General features: G+C 68.3%; 14 protein-coding genes and 3 rRNA genes. 1 reads left to right on the top strand and 16 read right to left on the bottom strand.

What is annotated here, in order from left to right; genetic code table 11:
• Nucleotides 1-46: 46 nt before the first annotated feature.
• The 13 genes from M1D46_RS07985 to M1D46_RS07925 all read right to left on the bottom strand — a co-directional run bounded on the left by M1D46_RS07985 (nt 47) and on the right by M1D46_RS07925 (nt 14018).
• Nucleotides 47-1402 (bottom strand): ABC transporter permease, encoded by a 1356-nt coding sequence (locus tag M1D46_RS07985; RefSeq protein WP_456287090.1) that lies wholly within the window; start codon nt 1400-1402, stop codon nt 47-49.
• A complete protein-coding gene (locus M1D46_RS07980) occupies nt 1399-2076 on the bottom strand; it encodes an ABC transporter ATP-binding protein (RefSeq protein WP_271173381.1) in 678 nt (225 codons plus the stop codon). Before M1D46_RS07980 ends, M1D46_RS07985 begins: the two co-directional genes overlap by 4 nt.
• Complete coding sequence (locus tag M1D46_RS07975) at nt 2073-3701, bottom strand: efflux RND transporter periplasmic adaptor subunit (protein WP_421075235.1); 1629 nt, start codon at nt 3699-3701, stop codon at nt 2073-2075. The genes M1D46_RS07980 and M1D46_RS07975 overlap by 4 nt, the downstream gene beginning before the upstream one ends.
• A 24-nt stretch (nt 3702-3725) precedes the next feature.
• Nucleotides 3726-4787 carry a hypothetical protein gene (locus M1D46_RS07970; RefSeq protein WP_271173383.1) on the bottom strand — a complete coding sequence of 354 codons (1062 nt, stop codon included), beginning with the start codon at nt 4785-4787 and terminating at the stop codon, nt 3726-3728.
• 181 nt (nt 4788-4968) lie between these two features.
• The gene (xerD, locus tag M1D46_RS07965) at nt 4969-5871 is read right to left on the bottom strand and encodes a site-specific tyrosine recombinase XerD (protein WP_456284908.1); all 903 of its coding nucleotides are present in this window, start codon (nt 5869-5871) and stop codon (nt 4969-4971) included.
• Nucleotides 5872-5879: 8 nt separating this feature from the next.
• Nucleotides 5880-6449 (bottom strand): NUDIX domain-containing protein, encoded by a 570-nt coding sequence (locus M1D46_RS07960; protein ID WP_271173385.1) that lies wholly within the window; start codon nt 6447-6449, stop codon nt 5880-5882.
• Nucleotides 6449-8137 (bottom strand): CTP synthase, encoded by a 1689-nt coding sequence (locus tag M1D46_RS07955; RefSeq protein WP_324014898.1) that lies wholly within the window; start codon nt 8135-8137, stop codon nt 6449-6451. The genes M1D46_RS07960 and M1D46_RS07955 overlap by 1 nt, the downstream gene beginning before the upstream one ends.
• 168 nt (nt 8138-8305) lie before the next feature.
• Nucleotides 8306-9997, bottom strand: coding sequence for a DNA repair protein RecN (recN, locus tag M1D46_RS07950; RefSeq protein WP_456287089.1), 1692 nt, complete (start codon nt 9995-9997; stop codon nt 8306-8308).
• A complete protein-coding gene (locus M1D46_RS07945; RefSeq protein WP_271173388.1) occupies nt 9994-10950 on the bottom strand; it encodes an NAD kinase in 957 nt (318 codons plus the stop codon). Before M1D46_RS07945 ends, recN begins: the two co-directional genes overlap by 4 nt.
• Nucleotides 10947-11747, bottom strand: a complete 801-nt coding sequence (locus M1D46_RS07940) for a TlyA family RNA methyltransferase (RefSeq protein WP_456287088.1) — start codon at nt 11745-11747, stop codon at nt 10947-10949. Before M1D46_RS07940 ends, M1D46_RS07945 begins: the two co-directional genes overlap by 4 nt.
• The gene (locus M1D46_RS07935; protein ID WP_271173390.1) at nt 11744-11899 is read right to left on the bottom strand and encodes a hypothetical protein; all 156 of its coding nucleotides are present in this window, start codon (nt 11897-11899) and stop codon (nt 11744-11746) included. Before M1D46_RS07935 ends, M1D46_RS07940 begins: the two co-directional genes overlap by 4 nt.
• A 9-nt stretch (nt 11900-11908) precedes the next feature.
• Nucleotides 11909-12949, bottom strand: coding sequence for an HAD-IIA family hydrolase (locus M1D46_RS07930; protein ID WP_282979244.1), 1041 nt, complete (start codon nt 12947-12949; stop codon nt 11909-11911).
• On the bottom strand, nt 12933-14018 hold the full coding sequence (locus M1D46_RS07925) for a hypothetical protein (protein WP_456287086.1): 1086 nt from the start codon (nt 14016-14018) through the stop codon (nt 12933-12935). Before M1D46_RS07925 ends, M1D46_RS07930 begins: the two co-directional genes overlap by 17 nt.
• 39 nt (nt 14019-14057) lie before the next feature.
• Between M1D46_RS07925 and M1D46_RS07920 the strand changes: the two genes are divergently transcribed.
• Complete coding sequence (locus M1D46_RS07920) at nt 14058-14798, top strand: hypothetical protein (RefSeq protein ID WP_456287085.1); 741 nt, start codon at nt 14058-14060, stop codon at nt 14796-14798.
• A gap of 114 nt (nt 14799-14912) precedes the next feature.
• Here the strand turns inward: M1D46_RS07920 and rrf are convergent.
• The 3 genes from rrf to M1D46_RS07905 form a co-directional block, all read right to left on the bottom strand.
• Nucleotides 14913-15029: ribosomal RNA gene (rrf, locus tag M1D46_RS07915) — 5S ribosomal RNA — on the bottom strand.
• 103 nt (nt 15030-15132) lie between these two features.
• Nucleotides 15133-18237, bottom strand: a 23S ribosomal RNA gene (locus tag M1D46_RS07910).
• Between the two features lie 357 nt (nt 18238-18594).
• Nucleotides 18595-20118, bottom strand: a 16S ribosomal RNA gene (locus tag M1D46_RS07905).
• The 16S, 23S and 5S rRNA genes sit together here, the layout of an rRNA operon.
• Between the last annotated feature and the right edge of the window lie 151 nt (nt 20119-20269).

The following is a 20269-nucleotide window of genomic DNA, read 5'->3' as shown; positions in this document are numbered from 1 at the left end:
CGCGGGTCGGGGTCGCCGGTGCCCGGGCCCCTTCCCGCGGCGTGTGTCAGGCGCCGCGGAGCGCGTTGACCGGCTCGACCCGCGCGGCACGACGCGCCGGGTACCAGCCCGAGAGCCATCCGACGACCGCGCCGAGCACGACGCCGGCGCAGGCGACGAGCGGGTCGACCACGGCCGTCCACTGCTGTGTCGCGGCCACGACGACGACGGACAGGACCCCGAGCGCGGCCCCGATGAGCCCGCCGAGCAGGCCGATGACGATGGACTCGACCGTGAACTGCGCGGCGATCTGCCGGCGGGTGGCGCCGAGCGCGCGCCGCAGGCCGATCTCGCCGACCCGCTCCATGACCGACAGGAGCGTGACGTTCGCGATCCCGAGTCCGCCGGCGAGCAGCGACACCGCGCCGACGATGACGAACACGATGTTGACGTCGGACTGCACCGCATCGCCCAGATCCGATCCGGCGGATGGCGCGCGCACGTCGAGCGTGTCGGGAGCGTCGGGTGCCAGGGCGAGCGGCGCCTGATCGGCGATCTGGGGCCCCGCGCCCACGGCGATCCGGACGACGGCCTCGGCGGGCGCGGGCAGCGAGAAGTCGGCGCGCGCGGCGCCGTCGGGGATGATCACGGCATCCCGGAGCTCGCCGCGCGTCTGCGTCTCGCCCACGATGCCGATCACGGCGTACGCCAGGCCGTCGATGAAGATCGAGGGCTGTCGGTCGACGCGCGCGATGCTGAGACGCTCGGCGGCACGCGCGCCGAGCACGGCCACGCGGTCGCCGCGGACGTCATGCCCCTCGTCGAACATGCGCCCCGTGAGCATCTCGCCGCGGACCACGTCGAGCAGCCCGGCCGACGTCGCCATGAGCGGCGGCGGCGCGGTCGCCGGCGCCGACGGGTCGTTGAGCGGCACGGCCGTGATGGCGGCCTCCTCGAGCGGCACCTCCGAGATGAGAGCCGCCGCCTCGGCACCGGCGAGCAGCTCGAGCCGGTCGGGGGCATCCCACGGGATCGTGCCGAGCGCCCCCGTCCGGCCGTCGGGCCCGCTCGACGCCTCGGCAGGAGCGATGGAGACCTGCGTCGCGGCGACCGCGTCGAACTGGCTCGCGATCTGCGCGGCCGCCGTCTGCGCGAACCCCCAGGTGGCGACGAGGGACCCGATCCCGAGCACGGTGCCGAGGATGGTCATGATGAGTCGGCCGGGGCGCGACCCGATGTCCGTGGTCGCCTCGAGGAACAGATCGCTCGCCGTGAACCGGTCGGCGCGGGCGACGGGGCGCACGAGGTCCACCGCGCGCGAGGGTGCGGGGCCGTCGGCAGAGGGCCGCCGCCGGCGCCAGGTCAGCCGACGGCGGCGCGACGGCGACTCCTCGGCCGGCGCCTCGGTCTCGACGGCGGTCATGCGACCTCGCTCAGCCGGCCGTCGGAGATCCGGATGCTCCGGCGCGCGCGCTCGGCCACGCCCTGGTCATGCGTGATCACGACGAGCGTGAGACCGTCGGCGTTGAGCTCCTCGAAGAGCTCCATGACCTCCCGCGAGGTCTTCTGGTCGAGGCTGCCGGTCGGCTCGTCCGCGAGGAGCAGCCGGGGACCGCTCACGACCGCGCGCGCGACGGCGACGCGCTGCCGCTCGCCGCCCGAGAGCGTGCCGGGGAAGAACGACTTGCGGTGCCCCAGCCCGACGCGGTCGAGGGCGGCCTCGGCGCGCGCCTCGCGCTCGGCGCGCGGCACGCCGCTGTAGAGCATGGGCATGAGCACGTTGTCGAGCACGGTGCGACGCGGCATGAGGTGGAACGCCTGGAAGACGAAGCCGATGAACTGCGCGCGCACGGCGGCGCGCTCGTCCTCGGTCAGATCGCCGGTGAGGGCGCCCGCGAGCCGGTACTCCCCCACGGTCGGACGATCGAGGAGACCGAGGATGTTCAGCATGGTCGACTTGCCCGAGCCGCTCGGCCCGACGATCGACGCGTACTCGCCCTGCTCGAGCCGGAGCGATGCGGCCTTGAGCGCCTGCACCTCCGGCGGCCCGGGGAACGAGCGGGTCACGTCGCGCAGCTCGACGATGGGGTCGGTCACGAGCCGACCACCACGAGGTCGCCCTCCTCGAGCTCGCCCTCGACCGGGGTCACCTCGACGTAGCCGCCCGCGGCGAGGCCGGTCTCGACCGTCACGAGGCGCGTCTCGGCGCTCTCGCCGTCACGCGGGTCGCCCGTGACGACCTCGACGCGCGAGTCGCCGCCGGGGCCGGCCGTGAGGGCCGCGTACGGCACCGAGAGCACCTCGCCCTCGGTCGCGCCGACCGGCACGTTGATGCGGACGTTCGTGCCCTGCACCTGCTCCATCTGCTCGGGAGTGAGCGGGTCGGGCTCGAAGGAGATCTTCGTCCGGCCGCCGTCCTCCGCGGGCTCGATCGCGGCGATGACCGCGCGGTGCTCGGCGCCGTCCGGCAGCTCGAAGGTCGCCTCGGCGCCGACCTCGAGCAGCTCGACGTCGGCGGCAGCGGCGGTGCCCGTGAGCTCGACCGACGCGCCGGACACCGTCATGGCGGCACCCTCGAGCGCGGCGCCGCGCTCGACGTTCACGGCGTCGACGCGGCGCGGCAGCTCCTGCAGGTAGAGCACCTCGCTCGCCGGGAGGAACGGCAGGGCCGACTCGCGCGCCTCGGCGAGCGAGGCGTTCGCCGTCTCGACTCCGGCGATCGCGCTGTCGACCATCGCCTGCTCGGCGCTCGTGTCGCGGGGAGCGTCGAGGGCCTGTCGCTGCAGCTCCGCGACCGCGAGCTGATCGCGCAGGTCGCTCGCATCCTCACCCGCCCCCTCGGCCGCGGCGATCTGGCGGTGCAGGCTCGCGATCTGGTTGTCCGCCTCGCGGATCTCGATGTCCGACGGGCCCTGGCCCGCCGTCGCGAGGGCCTTGCGCGCGTCCGCGAGCGACTGCTCGGCCATCCGCACGCCCTCCTCGGCCGCGATCACCGCCTCCGCGACGCCCTCCTCGGGCTCGGGAGCCGGGTACCCTGCCTGGTTGTAGAGCTCGCCCACCGCGAGCGCCGTCGCCTCGTCGAAGACATCGGACGCGACGTCGCCGACACCGATCCCGACGGCCGTGAGGGCTTCCTTGAGCTGGATGACGTCGGGGCCGGAGACCCCCACGCGCAGCGTGCGGTAGGCCGGCAGCTCCCCCGGCAGCACGATGACCGGCCGCCCGGTCACCTCGAGCGCGATCGAGAGGCTGTCGAGTTCTGCGCCCGCCTCGGGCACCTGCCCGGTCACGATGGCGGCCCCCGTGAACGACGACGTGTCGATCTTGAGCTCGACCGCGTCGGTGTAGCCGACGTCGCCGCGCAGCGTGACGTCGTTGCTCAGCGCGCCGAACTCGACGGGCACCGTGACGAGGCCCGGGTCCGGCGCCCCCGCCCCTGCCGCCGCATCGAGCGGCGAGATCACGAAGCGCCCGAGCGCGAGGCCCCCGGCGAGCGCGACGACCGCGACCGCCGCCGTGATCCACAGCCCCTTGTTGCCGCGGATGACGCGCCCCCACCCGGCGGCGCGTCCCTGCGTGCTCTCGGCCGGCGCCTCCTCGACGGCCGCCTGCTCGACGACCTCGTCGAACGTCGCGTCCGTCGAGGCGGCGTCGGATGTTGCGGGGACGAGCTCTGTCTCTCGGTCCTGCTCGTCCCCGCCGCTCTTCTCGCGCCCCTCCATGCGAAGATCCCGTGCGCGCACCGCTCAGCTCGCCTGCTCGGCAGCGGCCTTGTACGCCTCGAGCTCGGCCTTGTTGTCGGCGATGAACTGCTCCTCGAGCTCGAACTGGATGCGCAGGCTCGCGTCGCGGTAGTCGGTCTTCTCGCGGCAGTCGAGGTCGACGAGCGCGATCTCGATCTCCTTCTCGGCGAGCTCCTTCCACTCGGGCGTCTGCGTGGGGTCGCTCTGCTCCTCGAGAGCCGCGAGCTCCTCCTCGCTCGCGTTCTCGAAGTCGAAGTCCTCGTACGCGGCGTTCTGCTCCTCGTAGAAGGCGTTCTGCTTCTCCGAGAGCTCGTTCATCGGGTCCGCCTGCTTCGTGTAGCCCGCGTGGCCCGCGTCGGCCATGCACGACGCCCACTCCGCGTCGAGCTCGACCATCTCGGGCGACTCCTGGACCGTCGTGTAGAGCTCGTCCATCTTCGTCATGAGCGGCTCGAACTCCTCGTACAGCTTGTCCCAGAGGTTCGTGCCGTACACCTCGTCCGACGCCTCCCCGTTGCAGCCGCGATCGGCGGTCTCGTAGAACGCGTTCCAGTCGAACTCGGGGTCGCTCATCTCCTCCTCGGACGGCTGCTCGCCCCAGAGCGTCTCGTTGTAGGCCAGCTGCTCCGACTCCGACAGCGACTCGATGTACTCCTGGTTCGGGTCGACGTACTCCTCCGGCTCGGGCTGCGGCTGGTCCTGCCAAGGGTCGTTGAACATGCCGTACCCGTACTGCGCGACCCACTCGCGCGACTCGGGGTCCCAGACCCCGTCGTCCTCGAAGACCACGCCGCCGTTCTGCAGGTTGGGCACGTACTCGAAGCCCTCGGCCTGCATGCACTCCGCGGTGCGCTCCTCGATCTCGCGCGTCTGCTCGTCCATCTGCTTCTGCTGCTCCTCGGGCGAGAGGTCGCTGCCGTACACGGCCGCCGTGTACTCGTTGAGGGGCGAGTCCTCCCACGAGAGCTCGGGCTCACCGCCGCCCTGCTGCGAGCATCCCGCGAGGGTCGCGGTGAGGATGGCCGCCGAGGCGACGAGCGTGAGAGGGCGTGTGGTTCGCATCATGGTCCCTGCGTCGAGGCGCGGCGAGCGCGCGGTGCTGTGTCCTGCCATCGTTCCAAGAGCGCAACCCGCGGGGCATCCGTCTGGAGGATGATCTGCGGAGGCGCTCTCACTGAGGATGTGTCGCCGCGGCGCCGATTCCTCTTATCGCGGAGGACTTCGTTACCGACCCGTGATATTCCGGTCAGAGCGCTCGGGGATGGCTCGTCGCGTACACATCGCGGAGCGTGTCGACCGTGACGTGGGTGTAGATCTGCGTGGTCGCGACCGACGAGTGGCCGAGGAGCTCCTGCACGACGCGCACGTCGGCGCCGCCCTGCAGGAGGTGCGTCGCGAACGAGTGGCGGAGGGTGTGCGGGGACACGTGCGCCTCGAGGTGCGCGCGCTCCGCGGCCGCCTGGATCACGAGCCACGCGCTCTGCCGCGAGAGCGGGGCGCCGCGGGCGCCGAGGAAGAGCTTCGCGGTGGCCCTCCCCTTCGCCGCGAGCTCGGGGCGCACGCGGGTGAGGTACGCATCCACCGCGGCGCGCGCGAACGACCCCACCGGCACGATGCGCTCCTTCGAGCCCTTGCCGCGCAGACGCAGCACATCGCCGCTCGCGAGGTCGTCGACATCGAGAGAGATCGCCTCCGACACGCGGGCGCCGGTCGCGTAGAGCAGCTCCAGCAGGGCGCGATCGCGGATGCCCAGGGGCTCGTCGGGCGAGGGCGCGGCCAGCAGGCGCTCGACCTGCTCGATCGTCAGGGCCTTCGGGAGCCGCTGCGGCTGCTTCGGAGGACGCAGCCGCTGGGCGGGATCGTCGGCCGCGAGGCCCTCGCGCACGAGGAAGCGGTGCAGACCGCGCACGGATGACTGGAGGCGAGCGAGTGAGGAGGCAGCGGGCGGCGGGTCCTCCCCGGCCCGTGCCGCCGCGAACTCCGCGGCGATCGCGGGGGTCACGGCGTCGGCATCGTCGACCCCGTTCGCGCGCAGCCACGCGGCATAGCCCTCCAGATCGCGGCGGTACGCCGCGATCGTGTGCTCCGACAGGCCGCGCTCGATCGTGAGGTGCCGCAGATACGCGTCGACGGCGCGCTCGAGACGCACGTCGCGTCCTAGGCGCCGCGCAGCCGCGCCGCGGTCAGCAGCAGTCCCATGCCCGTGGTCGCGTTCCGGAACCGCCCCTCGACGACCGCGCGCACGGCCTCCTCGAGGGGGAGCCACTCCACGCGCATGTCGGCCTCCTCGCCCTCGCGCTCGAACGCGCCTTCCGTCGGCGTGAGGTCGCGTGCGAGGAACAGGTGGATGAGCTCCGACGTGCCACCCGGCGACAGATGCACGGCGCTCAGCTCCTGCCAGTCCGCGGCCTCGAGGTCGGCCTCCTCGGCGAGCTCCCGCTGCGCGGCCTCGAGCGGGCTCTCGCCCGCGACGTCGAGGAGCCCGGCGGGGAGCTCCCAGTCGCGCTCGCCGATCGGATGGCGGTACTGCTGGATGAGCAGGACGCGCTCGTCCGCGTCGAGTGCGACGACCGCCGCCGCCCCGGGATGGGCCAGGTACTGACGCGTCAGCTGGTCGTCGCCGTAGACGAAGCGCTCCGAGACGATGTCCCACACGATGCCGCGGAACGCGACCTCGCTCTCGACGATCTCGACCTCGTGGGCCTCGTCTCGGAGCTCCTCGGTCATCAGGCGTTCTCGACGTCGAACAGCTCGCTAGCCCGGCTGCGCTCGACGGCCGCGCCGACGAGCCCGCGGAACAGCGGGTGCGGGTCGGTCGGGCGCGAGCGGAGCTCGGGGTGCGCCTGGGTCGCGATGTAGTACGGGTGCACGTCGCGCGGCAGCTCGACGAACTCGACGAGGTCGAGGTCGGGGTTCAGGCCGGAGAACACGAGCCCCGCCTCGGCGAGCTGCGCCCGGTAGGCGTTGTTGACCTCGTAGCGGTGGCGGTGGCGCTCCTGGACCTCGGCGGCGCCGTAGAGGTCGGCGGCGAGCGAGCCGTCCGCGAGGCGCGCGGGGTACAGACCGAGGCGCATCGTGCCGCCGAGGTCGCCGCGGTCGAGGATGTCGACCTGCTCGGCCATCGTCGCGATGACGGGAGCGGTCGTCTCGGGGTCGAACTCGGTCGACGATGCGTCGGCGATGCCGGCCACGTCGCGGGCGTACTCGATCACCATGCACTGCAGGCCGAGGCACAGGCCGAGCGTCGGGATGCCCTGCTCGCGCGCGAAGCGGAGCGCTCCGAGCTTGCCCTCGATGCCGCGGATGCCGAATCCGCCGGGCACGCAGATGCCGTCGAGCGACGACAGCTGCTCCTTGGCGCCCTCGGGCGTCTCGCAGGTGTCCGACGGGATCCAGCGGATGTTGACCTTGGTCTCCTGCGCGAATCCGCCGGCTTTGAGCGCCTCGGTCACCGAGAGGTAGGCGTCGGGCAGGTCGATGTACTTGCCGACGAGGCCGATCGTCACCTCGTGCTTCGGGTTGTGGACCGCGTGCAGGACGCGGCCCCAGCGCGTCCAGTCGACGTCGCCGGCCTTCTCGGCGAGGCCGAGGCGGCGCGCGATGTAGGCGTCGAGACCCTGCTCGTTGAGCGTCGAGGGGATGTCGTAGATGCTCGGGAGGTCGACCGTGTTCACGACGCCCTCGATGTCGACGTCGCACATGAGGGCGATCTTGTTGCGGTTGCTCTCGCTCACAGGGCGATCGCTGCGGAGCACGAGCGCGTCGGGCTGGATGCCGACCTGGCGCAGCGCGGCCACCGAGTGCTGCGTGGGCTTCGTCTTCTGCTCGCCGGATGCGCCCATGAACGGCACGAGCGACACGTGCACGAAGAACACGTTGTCGCGACCGAGCTCGTGGCGCAGCTGCCGGGCCGCCTCGAGGAACGGCTGCGACTCGATGTCGCCGACCGTGCCGCCGACCTCCGTGATGATGACGTCGGGACGCGGCTCGTCCTCGGCCTGCAGGCGCATGCGCCGCTTGATCTCGTCGGTGATGTGCGGGATGACCTGCACCGTGTCGCCCAGGTACTCGCCGCGGCGCTCGCGCGCGATGACCTGCGAGTAGATCTGGCCCGTCGTGACGTTCGCGGCCTGCGACAGGTTGATGTCGAGGAAGCGCTCGTAGTGCCCGATGTCGAGGTCGGTCTCGGCGCCGTCGTCCGTGACGAAGACCTCGCCGTGCTGGAACGGGTTCATCGTGCCGGGGTCGACGTTGAGGTACGGGTCGAGCTTCTGCATGACCACGTGCAGCCCGCGTGCGGTGAGGAGGTTCCCGAGACTCGCGGCCGTGAGCCCCTTGCCGAGCGAGGAGACGACACCGCCCGTCACGAAGATCTGCTTGGTGGTGTCGTCGCGCCGTGCCTCAGGAGTCTGCATCACGGGCTTCGATCCTAACAGTCGGGGGTGGGAGGAGGGCGTGCCGCTCGCAGTGTGCTCCCAGCGGCGGATGCTTGTCGCGGCCGACGGGAGGCGCCGCGCCCGGCATCCTTCGGGCTATCGTGCCACGTTCCCGGCGCGCGGGCGAGAGCGACCTCGCGGGCGGTGTCAGACGGCGGTGTGGGCGAGCGCGAGAAGCTCGCGCGCGTGGGTCAGCGCAGCGTCCGAGTCGGCCAGTCCCGAGAGCAGCCGTGCCATCTCGGCCTCCCGCTCTGCGCCCTCCAGACGCTGCACGCTCGAGCGGGTGACCGACCCGTCGTTGGCCTTGACCACGCTCAGGTGGTTGCTCGCGAACGCCGCCACCTGCGCGAGGTGGGTCACCGCGATCACCTGCGACGACTGCGCGAGGCGCGCGAGGCGCTTGCCGACCTCGATCGCCGCGGCGCCGCCGATGCCCGCGTCGACCTCGTCGAACACGAACGTCGGCACGGGGTCGGTCTCGGCGATCACGACCTCGATCGCGAGCATCACGCGGCTCAGCTCGCCGCCCGACGCGCCGCGCGCGACCGAGCGCGGCTCGGCCCCGGGGTGCGGGGAGAGCAGGAAGGCGACGTCGTCGCGCCCGGTCGCCGATTCCTGGCCCGGCGAGACCTCCACGACGAGGCGCGCGTCGGGCATCGCGAGGGCGTGCAGCTCCTCCGTGACAGCGTCGCCGAGGCGCGTCGCCGCCTCCCGGCGCGCGGCGGTGAGCGTCGCTGCCGCGGCGTCGAGCGCGGCGCGCGACTCCTCGCGCTGGGCGGACAGCCGCTCGATCCGGTCTCCGTCGTCGTCGAGCTCCGCGAGCCGCGCGGAGCCCGTCTCGAGGAGGGCGATCGCGGCGTCGAGCGACCCGTGAGCGCGGACGAGAGAGCCGACCGCGGCCCGGCGCTCCTCGACCGCCGCCAGCTCCTGCGGCCCGGTCTCGTCGAGATCGGCGAGGAAGCCCGAGAGCTCGACGGCGAGGTCCGCCGCCCGGTATCCGAGGTCGGCGATCTGCTCCGCCAGGGTCGTGAGCGCCGGGTCGCCCGCGCGCTCGAGCGCGCGACGCGCCTCGCTCACGAGCCCCGAGACATCCGGAGCTCCCTCCTCGCTCGAGAGGGCCTCGCGGGCGAGCGCCGCCGCAGACCGCAGCTCCTCGGCGTTCGCGAGCCGCTCGGCGCGCTCGGCGAGCTGCACGTCCTCGCCCTCGACAGGGGCGATCTGCTCGATCTCCGCGAGGGTCGCGCGCAGGGACTCCGCCTCGGCTTCGCGCGCGGTGCGCTCGGTCGTGAGGGTCTCCAGCTCGCGCTCGAGCTCGCGGTGCGCATGCCATGCGACCCGGTAGGCCTCGAGGGCCTCGCGCACGGGCGCTCCCGCGAAGCGGTCGAGCGCGTCGCGCTGAGCGGCCGCCGAGCGGAGACGCAGCTGATCGGTCTGGCCGTGCACGACGACGAGCGCATCAGCGAGGTCGGCGAGCACCCCGGCCGGGGCGGCGCGGCCGCCCACGCTCGCACGACTGCGACCCTCGGCGGCGAGCGTGCGCGAGAGATACAGCTCGGCGCTGCCGTCGCCGATCGGCTCCAGGTCGCCGCCGGCGTCGCGCACGCGCTCGGCGACGGCGCCGGTCTCCGGAACGATCCACACGCCCTCGACGACAGCCTGCGCCGCCCCCGCGCGCACGGCGCCCGAGTCGGCGCGCTGGCCGAGCAGCAGCCCGAGGCCGGTCACCACCATGGTCTTGCCCGCACCGGTCTCGCCCGTGATCGCCGTGAACCCGGCGCCCATGGGCAGGGTCGCCTCGGCGATCACGCCGAGGTCGCGCAGTCGCATCTCCTCGATCACTCGTGGGCCTCCAGGCTCGGCAGCGTGAGGGTCTCGGTGGGCGTGTGCTCGCTCGGGCCGCGCCATCCCTCGGTCGGCAGCTTGAACTTGCGGACGAGCCGGTCGGTGAACGCGGCGGGGTGCAGGCGGGCGAGCAGCACGGGCTTCGGCGAGCGCCGCACGACGACGCGCGCGCCGGGCGGGAGCGGGTGCGAGCGGCGCCCGTCGCACCAGAGGACGCCGGTGCCCGCCGAGTCGTCCTTGAGCTCGACCGCGACGGCGTGATCGGGCCCGACGACGAGGGGCTTCGAGAACAGCGTGTGCGCCGAGAGCGGCACGACGGCGATCGCCTGCACGGTCGGCCAGATGACGGGCCCGCCCGCGGAGAAGTTGTACGCCGTGGATCCCGTCGGAGTCGCGACGACGACGCCATCCGCACCGTACGCCGTGAGCGGCCGACGGTCGACCTCGATGATGACCTCGATCATCCGCTCGCGCTGGTCCTTCTCGATCGCCGCCTCGTTCAGGGCCCACGTCTCGTAGACCACGCGGTCGTCGTCGTCCTTCACGATGACGGCGAGGGCCAAGCGCTCCTCGACCGCGTAGTCGCCGATGATCGCGCGGTGGACGGCCTCGTCCATGTCGTCGCGCTCGATCTCGGCGAGGAAGCCGACGTGCCCCATGTTGACGCCGAGGACAGGCGCCGTGCCTCCGCGCACCAGCTCGGCCGCGCGCAGGATGGTGCCGTCTCCCCCGAGCACGATCGCGATGTCGATCTCGGTCAGGGCCACGTCGATGCCGAGAGCGGGGACGTCGGCGAGCTCGGCGACGATCGCGGACAGCTCGGCACGGTCGTCGGGGGCGAGCACCGGGACGGCGCCCTCGGCGCGCACGGCGTTCACGACCCGCACCGCGGCGCGCACCGTGTCCTCGCGATACGCGTGGGCGACGATCAGGATCCTGCGCTGCGTCATCGTCCTCCCGCCTCCGTCACGATCGTGTCCTCCCATTCTGTCGGATCCGCTCCGCGGCCCGGCGAGATGTGCACAAGCACCTCGACATTGCCGTGCGCGCCCTCGATCGGCGAACGGCGCACCGCGCGGGTGCCGAGGCCGAGATCCCAGGCAGCACGCAGGACGCCGCGCACGGCGTCGATGCGGAGGGCGGGGTCGATCACGACACCGCCGCGGATGCCGGTGCGCCCCACCTCGAACTGCGGCTTGACGAGCAGGACGACGTCGGCGCCGTCTGCCGCCACCGCCGCGACGGATGGCAGGACGAGCGTGAGCGAGATGAACGACAGGTCGCCCGTGACGACGGAGGGCGGTGTCGCGATGCCGCTGGCCTCCGCGAGCCTCTCCGGGGTCATGAACCGCACGTTGAAGCCCTCGACCGCACGCACCTCGGGATCGCTCGCGACCGCTGGCGCGAGCTGTCCGTGGCCCACGTCGACGGCGATGACCGGGGACGCCCCGCGGGCTCGGAGCACCTGGGTGAAGCCGCCGGTCGACGCTCCCATGTCGAGCGCGGCCCGGCCGGCGACCTCGATCGAGAACGCGTCGAGCGCGTGAATGAGCTTGTGGGCGCCGCGGCTGACCCACTGATCGGCGGCGTCCACCTCGATGCGCGTCGTGTCGTCGACCCTCGCCGACGCCTTCGTGACGATCTCGCCCTCGACCCGCACCGCGCCATCCGCGATGAGGCCCGCCGCGTGCGTGCGCGAGCGCGCGAGGCCGCGCTCGGCGAGCGCCGCGTCGAGCCGCTGCGTCATCGGGGCGCGGTGCCGTCGCGAGGAGCGGACTCGAGCCGCGCGGCCAGCTCGTCGTGCAGGGCCGCGTAAGCGCTCGCCCGCTCGGCGAGAGGCTGATCCTCGATCACCCTGAGCCGGCTGACGAGCTCTGCGCCGTGGTCCTGATCCGTCACCCGTTCAGACTAGCCGCGGCGGAAGCGGTCCTCGTAGAGGCGCTCGGGCACGCGGAAGCCGAAGATCTGGCGGCCGGTGTCCCAGATCGCCTTCGACGCCGCACGCAGCAGGTCGATGTCGCGCGTTCCCTCGCTCACGATGTGCACGTCGGGCCCGTCGATGCGCACGGCAGCGTCGCGGACCCAGACCGTGTCGCCCTTCACGCGGGCGACGGGATACGGCTCGAAGAGCTCGCGCAGGTCGCTGAGGATGTAGGTCGGGCGCGAGTGAGACGGCGCGGCGAGGATGTGCTTGGGCCGGTCGATCCCCGTCAGCACGATCGCCGACGCCATCCCGGCCGCCTGCGCGCCCATGATGTCGGTGTCGAGCCGGTCGCCCAGGAACAGCGGGTTCTGCGCCGAGAATCGTGCGACGGCCGCGTGGAAGATCGGGGCCTCGGGCTTGCCGGCGACCGTCGCGAGACGCCCGACGGCCGTGTGCACGGCCGACACGAGCGTGCCGTTTCCCGGCGCGACGCCCCGCGCCTGCGGGATCGTCCAGTCGGTGTTCGTCGCGATCCAGGGGATGCCGCCCTCCTCCTCGGGAAGAGCGAGGGCGAACGCGGCCTCCGCGAGCTGGGTCCAGCCCACCTCGGGTGCGAAGCCCTGGACCACGGCCGCCGGCGCATCCTCGGCACTGCGGGTGACGACATAGCCGGCCTTCTCGGCCTCGACGACGAGGCCCTCCCCGCCCACGACGAGGATGGTCGAGCCTGCCGGCACGCGCTCCGCGAGCAGGCGCATGGCGGCCTGCGGGCTCGTCACGACGTCGTCGGGCGCGGTGGGGATGCCGAGCTCGCTCAGGTGAGCGGCGACGGACGCGTCCGTCCGCGAGGCGTTGTTCGTGATGAACCCGAGCCGGCGGCCCTCGCTCGTCGCACGGTTCAGGCTCTCGACCGCGTGCGGCAGCGGCCCGGGGCCGGCGTAGACGACGCCGTCGAGGTCGGCGAGGAGGACGTCGACCCCCTCGATCGGTGCGGGGCCATCCGTCCGCTTAGAAAAGAGCGCCATCGGGGCGGTCATCCTCCGTCGTCGATTCCTCAGGTGCAGGCTGCTGCTCTCCGCGCGCCTCGGACTCGGCGTCCTCGGTGTCGACCGGTGTCGCGTCGGGCGCGGCGGCAGCGGCAGCGTCCGGCGTCGTGTCGGCGGCGCCCTCGATCCCGGCGGCGATCAGGATCTCGGACACCTCGTCCTCGATCGTGAACTCCTGCTCGGGCTCGGGCTCGGGCTCCTCTGCTGGCTCGGGCTCGGGCTCCTCTGCCGGCTCGGGCTCGGGCTCCTCTGCCGGCTCGGGAGCGGCTGCGGGCTCCTGCTCGCTTGCGGGCTCCTGCTCGCTTGCGGGCTCCTGCTCGGAGGCGACGTCGTCGGCCGCGTGCTCCTCCTCGGCCGGGAGCGCCTCGGTGTCGGTGTCGTCGACGAAGATGAAGTCGTCCTCGTCTGCGCCGCGGTGCGCGAGGAGCGCCTCCTCGGCCACCTCCGCCCGGCGGCGCCACGACGCCGCCTCATCGGTGCGGCCGAGGTCCTCGAGCACGTTCGCGCGCGCCGCGAAGAGACCCGGGCTCCACTCGAACGCCCGATCGGGATCGAGCTCCGGGATGTCGAGCTCGTGCAGGGCCAGCTCGGTCTGACCGAGATCCAGACGCGCACCCGACATCGCGATCGCGAGCTCGACGCGCGCCGCGACGTCAAGGGCCTCGCGGTCGGCGGCGCGGCCCTCCTCGAGCGCCTTCTCGGGGCGTCCGACGCCGCGCTCGCTGTCGACGATGAGCGCGACGTTGTCGTTGCGCCCCGTGATCCTCCGCTGCGTGCGCAGCTCGCGCAGGGCGAGCGCGAAGTCGCCGTTCGCGTACGCCGTGATCGCCAGCGTCTCCCGGGCGACGCCGATGCGGCCTGCGTGTCGCACCGCGGCGAGGGCGTGCTCGTGGGCGAGCTGCGGGTCCTCGTCGATCAGGCGCGACGCCATCGCGAGATGACGTGCGACGCGCTCCGCGTTCTCCTTGCTGAGGGTCTTCAGCTCGTTGCGGGCTGCCGGCGCGAGATCGCGCGCCGTGATGTCCTCAGGAAGGAACGGATCGGGCACGCGAGCGTGCTCGGGCGGACGCGACGCGCCGCCATCGTCGTGACGCGGACGCGCGGGTCGGCTGTCGCGGTCGTAGGGACGGCGCGGTCCCGCCTGACCGTCGCGGCTCTGCGGACGGCGCTGCGGGCGGTCGTCCCGCTGGTAGGGGCGACGGTCGCCGGACCTGCGGTCGTCCCGCTGGTACGGACGACGCTCACCCGAGTTCCGATCGTCCCGCTGGTACGGACGACGCTCACCCGAGTTCCGATCGTCCCGCTGGTACGGACGACGCTCACCGGAGTTGCGGTCGTCCCGCTGGTACGGGCGACGCTCACCCGAGTTCCGGTCATCACGGGAGTACGGGCGACGCTCACCCGAGTTCCGGTCATCACGGGAGTACGGGCGACGCTCCCCCGAGTTCCGGTCGTCGCGCTGGTACGGACGACGCTCTCCGGAATTCCGGTCGTCCCGCTGGTAGGGGCGACGGTCACCGGAGTTCCGGTCGTCCCGCTGGTACGGGCGACGCTCACCGGAGTTCCGGTCGTCCCGCTGGTACGGACGACGGTCCCCCGAGTTCCGGTCATCCCGCTGGTACGGACGACGCTCCCCCGAGTTCCGGTCATCCCGCTGGTACGGACGACGGTCCCCCGAGTTCCGGTCATCCCGCTGGTACGGACGACGGTCACCATCGCGCTGCGGACGCCCATCACGGGGACGCCGGTCGCGGGAGGCGCTGTCGGAGTATCGGGGACGCGCCCCATCACGCCCACGAGCCCTGTCGTCGCCGCCGCGCGGTCGTGACCCGCCCTCGGGGCGGTCGTTGTCTCCGTCGTTCGGCATGTCTACTCCTCGGTGATGCCCGTGTAACGCACGAAAGGGTCATCCGTCGTCGGATGACCCTTTCGTCTACGTGAAGTCCGGCGGTGTCCTACTCTCCCACAAGGTCCCCCTTGCAGTACCATCGGCGCTGAGAGGCTTAGCTTCCGGGTTCGGAATGTGGCCGGGCGTTTCCCTCTCGCTATGACCGCCGAAACATCTGGTGATGTGTTCGACATCAAGCTTTCTCTATGAAAGTTTTCTGGTGCCCGTACATCGGGAACCACAAAGTGGACGCGAGCACCGCAGAAGACGGTGTGTTATCAAGTCATCGGCTTATTAGTACCAGTCAGCTGCACCCATTGCTGGGCTTCCACGTCTGGCCTATCAACCCAGTAGTCTGCTGGGAGCCTCTCCACCCGAAGGTGATGGAAGTCTCATCTTGAGGCCGGCTTCCCGCTTAGATGCTTTCAGCGGTTATCCATCCCGAACGTAGCCAACCAGCGGTGCCCTTGGCAGGACAACTGGCACACCAGAGGTTCGTCCAACCCGGTCCTCTCGTACTAGGGTCAGATCCTCTCAAACTTCCTACGCGCGCAGCGGATAGGGACCGAACTGTCTCACGACGTTCTAAACCCAGCTCGCGTACCGCTTTAATGGGCGAACAGCCCAACCCTTGGGACCTACTCCAGCCCCAGGATGCGACGAGCCGACATCGAGGTGCCAAACCATGCCGTCGATATGGACTCTTGGGCAAGATCAGCCTGTTATCCCCGAGGTACCTTTTATCCGTTGAGCGACAGCGCTTCCACAAGCCACTGCCGGATCACTAGTCCCGACTTTCGTCCCTGCTCGACCTGTCAGTCTCACAGTCAAGCTCCCTTGTGCACTTACACTCGCCACCTGATTGCCAACCAGGTTGAGGGAACCTTTGGGCGCCTCCGTTACTCTTTGGGAGGCAACCGCCCCAGTTAAACTACCCACCAGGCACTGTCCCTGAACCGGATCACGGTCCGAAGTTAGATATCCAGAGTGACCAGAGTGGTATTTCAACAACGACTCCACAATGACTGGCGTCACTGCTTCACAGTCTCCCACCTATCCTACACAAGCCACACCGAACACCAATACCAAGCTGTAGTAAAGGTCACGGGGTCTTTCCGTCCTGCTGCGCGTAACGAGCATCTTTACTCGTAATGCAATTTCGCCGAGTTCGTGGTTGAGACAGTTGGGAAGTCGTTACGCCATTCGTGCAGGTCGGAACTTACCCGACAAGGAATTTCGCTACCTTAGGATGGTTATAGTTACCACCGCCGTTTACCGGGGCTTAAATTCTCAGCTTCGCCTTGCGGCTGACCGGTCCTCTTAACCTTCCGGCACCGGGCAGGCGTCAGTCCGTATACATCGTCTTGCGACTTCGCACGGACCTGTGTTTTTAATAAACAGTCGCTACCCACTGGTCTCTGCGGCCCACACACGCTTTCGAAGCAAGTTCTAATACGCGCTGGGCCCCCCTTCTCCCGAAGTTACGGGGGCATTTTGCCGAGTTCCTTAACCACGATTATCTCGATCTCCTCGGTATTCTCTACCTGACCACCTGAGTCGGTTTGGGGTACGGGCGGCTAGAACCTCGCGTCGATGCTTTTCTCGGCAGCATAGGATCACCCACTTTTCATCCCCATCACATCTCAGCCACATGAGCCACGGATTTGCCTATGGCTCGGCCTACATGCTTGGACCAGGACAACCATCGCCTGGCTTGGGCTACCTTCCTGCGTCACACCTGTTAATACGCTAACCGCACCAGCATGGGGTCGCGCGCTCCACCAGACGGTGCCACCCGAAGGCGGCGATGTCTGGCTTTGGGCGCTTAGCACCACTGGATTGATTGGGGCGGTTCTTCGCCGGTACGGGAATATCAACCCGTTGTCCATCGACTACGCCTGTCGGCCTCGCCTTAGGTCCCGACTTACCCAGGGAAGATTAGCTTGACCCTGGAACCCTTGGTCTTCCGGAGGACGTGTTTCTCACACGTCTTTCGCTACTCATGCCTGCATTCTCACTCGTGTGGCCTCCACGGCTGGATCACTCCGCCGCTTCACCGCCCACACGACGCTCTCCTACCCATCAACACGGCTGGACCACGAAGGCCTACCAAAAATGTCAATGCCACAACTTCGGTGGCGTGCTTGAGCCCCGTTACATTGTCGGCGCGGAATCACTTGACCAGTGAGCTATTACGCACTCTTTCAAGGGTGGCTGCTTCTAAGCCAACCTCCTGGTTGTCTGAGCAACTCCACATCCTTTCCCACTTAGCACGCGCTTAGGGACCTTAGATGGTGGTCTGGGTTGTTTCCCTCTCGACGATGAAGCTTATCCCCCACCGTCTCACTGCTGCGCTCTCACTTACCGGCATTCGGAGTTTGGCTGACGTCAGTAACCTTGTAGGGCCCATCGGCCATCCAGTAGCTCTACCTCCGGCAAGAAACACGCAACGCTGCACCTAAATGCATTTCGGAGAGAACCAGCTATCACGAAGTTTGATTGGCCTTTCACCCCTATCCACAGCTCATCCCCTCAGTTTTCAACCTAAGTGGGTTCGGCCCTCCACGACGTCTTACCGTCGCTTCAGCCTGGCCATGGATAGATCACTTCGCTTCGGGTCTAGGACACGCGACTAAACTCGCCCTATTCAGACTCGCTTTCGCTACGGCTGCCCCACACGGGTTAACCTCGCCACGTATCACTAACTCGCAGGCTCATTCTTCAAAAGGCACGCCGTCACCCCAACAAGGAGGCTCCGACGGTTTGTAAGCAAACGGTTTCAGGTACTATTTCACTCCCCTCCCGGGGTACTTTTCACCTTTCCCTCACGGTACTTGTCCGCTATCGGTCATCTGGGAGTATTTAGGCTTACCAGGTGGTCCTGGCAGATTCACACGGGATTTCACGGGCCCCGTGCTACTTGGGATACCACTCGCGGCAGGAAACGCATGTCGACTACGGGGCTACCACCCGCTCTGGCCGGCCATTCAAAACCGTTCGTCTATACGCACCTGTACCACCGAGACCTGCGGCAGCGGTCTCAGAATGGTCCCACAACCCCGAACGTGCAACACCTGCCGGCTATCACACACGATCCGGTTTAGCCTCATCCGCTTTCGCTCGCCACTACTCACGGAATCACTGTTGTTTTCTCTTCCTGTGGGTACTGAGATGTTTCACTTCCCCACGTTCCCTCTACCCGCCCTATATATTCAGACGGGAGTCACCAGGTCAGCACGCCGCCTGGCGGGGTTTCCCCATTCGGAAATCCTCGGATCACAGCCCGCTTATCGGCTCCCCAAGGCTTATCGCAGATTGCTACGTCCTTCTTCGGCTCCAGATGCCAAGGCATCCACCGTTTGCTCTTAAAGACTTGAAATCACATGAGCCACAGAACCCCCGAAAGGATCCTGTGTTCGCTTCTTTAAGATGCTCGCGTCCACTGTGTAGTTCTCAAAGTACGGGCGGCACCCCCCCTCCCCGACCAGACAGCCGGCTCAGACGAGGCCCACAAGGAAACAGACACCCGAAAGCGCCTGGTCCCTCAGGACCCAACAGCGTGCAGGCGCCCCGCTCACCGAACCCCCCGTTCCCACCCGACCCGAAGGCCAGACGTACTAGAAGGACTCAGCTGCGCTGACGCCTTGTCAAATGTTCCACCCATGAGCAACCCGTCGAGAACATTCGCCTCGAAACGGGCCTCTGCGAACCCCGAAGGGTTCGAGATGCTCCTTAGAAAGGAGGTGATCCAGCCGCACCTTCCGGTACGGCTACCTTGTTACGACTTAGTCCTAATTACCGATCCCACCTTCGACAGCTCCCTCCCACAAGGGGTTAGGCCACCGGCTTCAGGTGTTACCGACTTTCATGACTTGACGGGCGGTGTGTACAAGACCCGGGAACGTATTCACCGCAGCGTTGCTGATCTGCGATTACTAGCGACTCCGACTTCATGAGGTCGAGTTGCAGACCTCAATCCGAACTGGGACCGGCTTTTTGGGATTCGCTCCACCTCACGGTATTGCAGCCCTTTGTACCGGCCATTGTAGCATGCGTGAAGCCCAAGACATAAGGGGCATGATGATTTGACGTCATCCCCACCTTCCTCCGAGTTGACCCCGGCAGTATCCCATGAGTTCCCACCATAACGTGCTGGCAACATAGAACGAGGGTTGCGCTCGTTGCGGGACTTAACCCAACATCTCACGACACGAGCTGACGACAACCATGCACCACCTGTACACCGACCAAAAAGGGGCGACTGTTTCCAGACGTTTCCGGTGTATGTCAAGCCTTGGTAAGGTTCTTCGCGTTGCATCGAATTAATCCGCATGCTCCGCCGCTTGTGCGGGTCCCCGTCAATTCCTTTGAGTTTTAGCCTTGCGGCCGTACTCCCCAGGCGGGGAACTTAATGCGTTAGCTGCGTCACGGAGACCGTGGAAAGGCCCCCACAACTAGTTCCCAACGTTTACGGGGTGGACTACCAGGGTATCTAAGCCTGTTTGCTCCCCACCCTTTCGCTCCTCAGCGTCAGTAACGGCCCAGAGATCTGCCTTCGCCATCGGTGTTCCTCCTGATATCTGCGCATTCCACCGCTACACCAGGAATTCCAATCTCCCCTACCGCACTCTAGTCTGCCCGTACCCACTGCAGGCCCGAGGTTGAGCCTCGGGTTTTCACAGCAGACGCGACAAACCGCCTACGAGCTCTTTACGCCCAATAATTCCGGATAACGCTTGCGCCCTACGTATTACCGCGGCTGCTGGCACGTAGTTAGCCGGCGCTTTTTCTGCAGGTACCGTCACTTTCGCTTCTTCCCTGCTAAAAGAGGTTTACAACCCGAAGGCCGTCATCCCTCACGCGGCGTTGCTGCATCAGGCTTCCGCCCATTGTGCAATATTCCCCACTGCTGCCTCCCGTAGGAGTCTGGGCCGTGTCTCAGTCCCAGTGTGGCCGGTCACCCTCTCAGGCCGGCTACCCGTCGACGCCTTGGTGAGCCACTACCTCACCAACAAGCTGATAGGCCGCGAGCCCATCCCCAACCGAAAAATCTTTCCCACCACAGACCATGCGGCCATGATGCATATCCGGTATTAGCAACCGTTTCCGGCTGTTATCCCAGAGTCAGGGGCAGGTTGCTCACGTGTTACTCACCCGTTCGCCACTAATCCACCCAGCAAGCTGGGCTTCATCGTTCGACTTGCATGTGTTAAGCACGCCGCCAGCGTTCATCCTGAGCCAGGATCAAACTCTCCGTAAAAAACGAAAGCAGACACCCACCCGGGAAAACGGACAGGCACCTGCGAGTTCAATCATGACCAAAAAGGATGCCAAAAACTGACAACCATAAAATTTGATCCAAAGGAATTCTCAACCAGCCGAAGCTGGACGAGGATAATTTGGCATTTGAC

The organism is Microbacterium sp. JZ70 (genome assembly GCF_053903225.1).
Note: the sequence above shows the minus strand (reverse complement) of the source record. Positions and strands in the feature narration are given on the sequence as shown.

Bases quoted from the DNA above. Each gene is read 5' to 3' on its own strand.
- M1D46_RS07940 (WP_456287088.1), bottom strand. From the start codon at position 11,747: ATGACGCAGCGGCTCGACGCGGCGCTCGCCGAGCGCGGCCTCGCGCGC.
- M1D46_RS07955 (WP_324014898.1), bottom strand. From the start codon at position 8,137: ATGCAGACTCCTGAGGCACGGCGCGACGACACCACCAAGCAGATCTTC.
- M1D46_RS07945 (WP_271173388.1), bottom strand. From the start codon at position 10,950: ATGACGCAGCGCAGGATCCTGATCGTCGCCCACGCGTATCGCGAGGAC.
- M1D46_RS07975 (WP_421075235.1), bottom strand. From the start codon at position 3,701: ATGGAGGGGCGCGAGAAGAGCGGCGGGGACGAGCAGGACCGAGAGACA.
- M1D46_RS07985 (WP_456287090.1), bottom strand. From the start codon at position 1,402: ATGACCGCCGTCGAGACCGAGGCGCCGGCCGAGGAGTCGCCGTCGCGC.
- M1D46_RS07960 (WP_271173385.1), bottom strand. From the start codon at position 6,449: ATGACCGAGGAGCTCCGAGACGAGGCCCACGAGGTCGAGATCGTCGAG.
- M1D46_RS07930 (WP_282979244.1), bottom strand. From the start codon at position 12,949: ATGGCGCTCTTTTCTAAGCGGACGGATGGCCCCGCACCGATCGAGGGG.
- M1D46_RS07970 (WP_271173383.1), bottom strand. From the start codon at position 4,787: ATGATGCGAACCACACGCCCTCTCACGCTCGTCGCCTCGGCGGCCATC.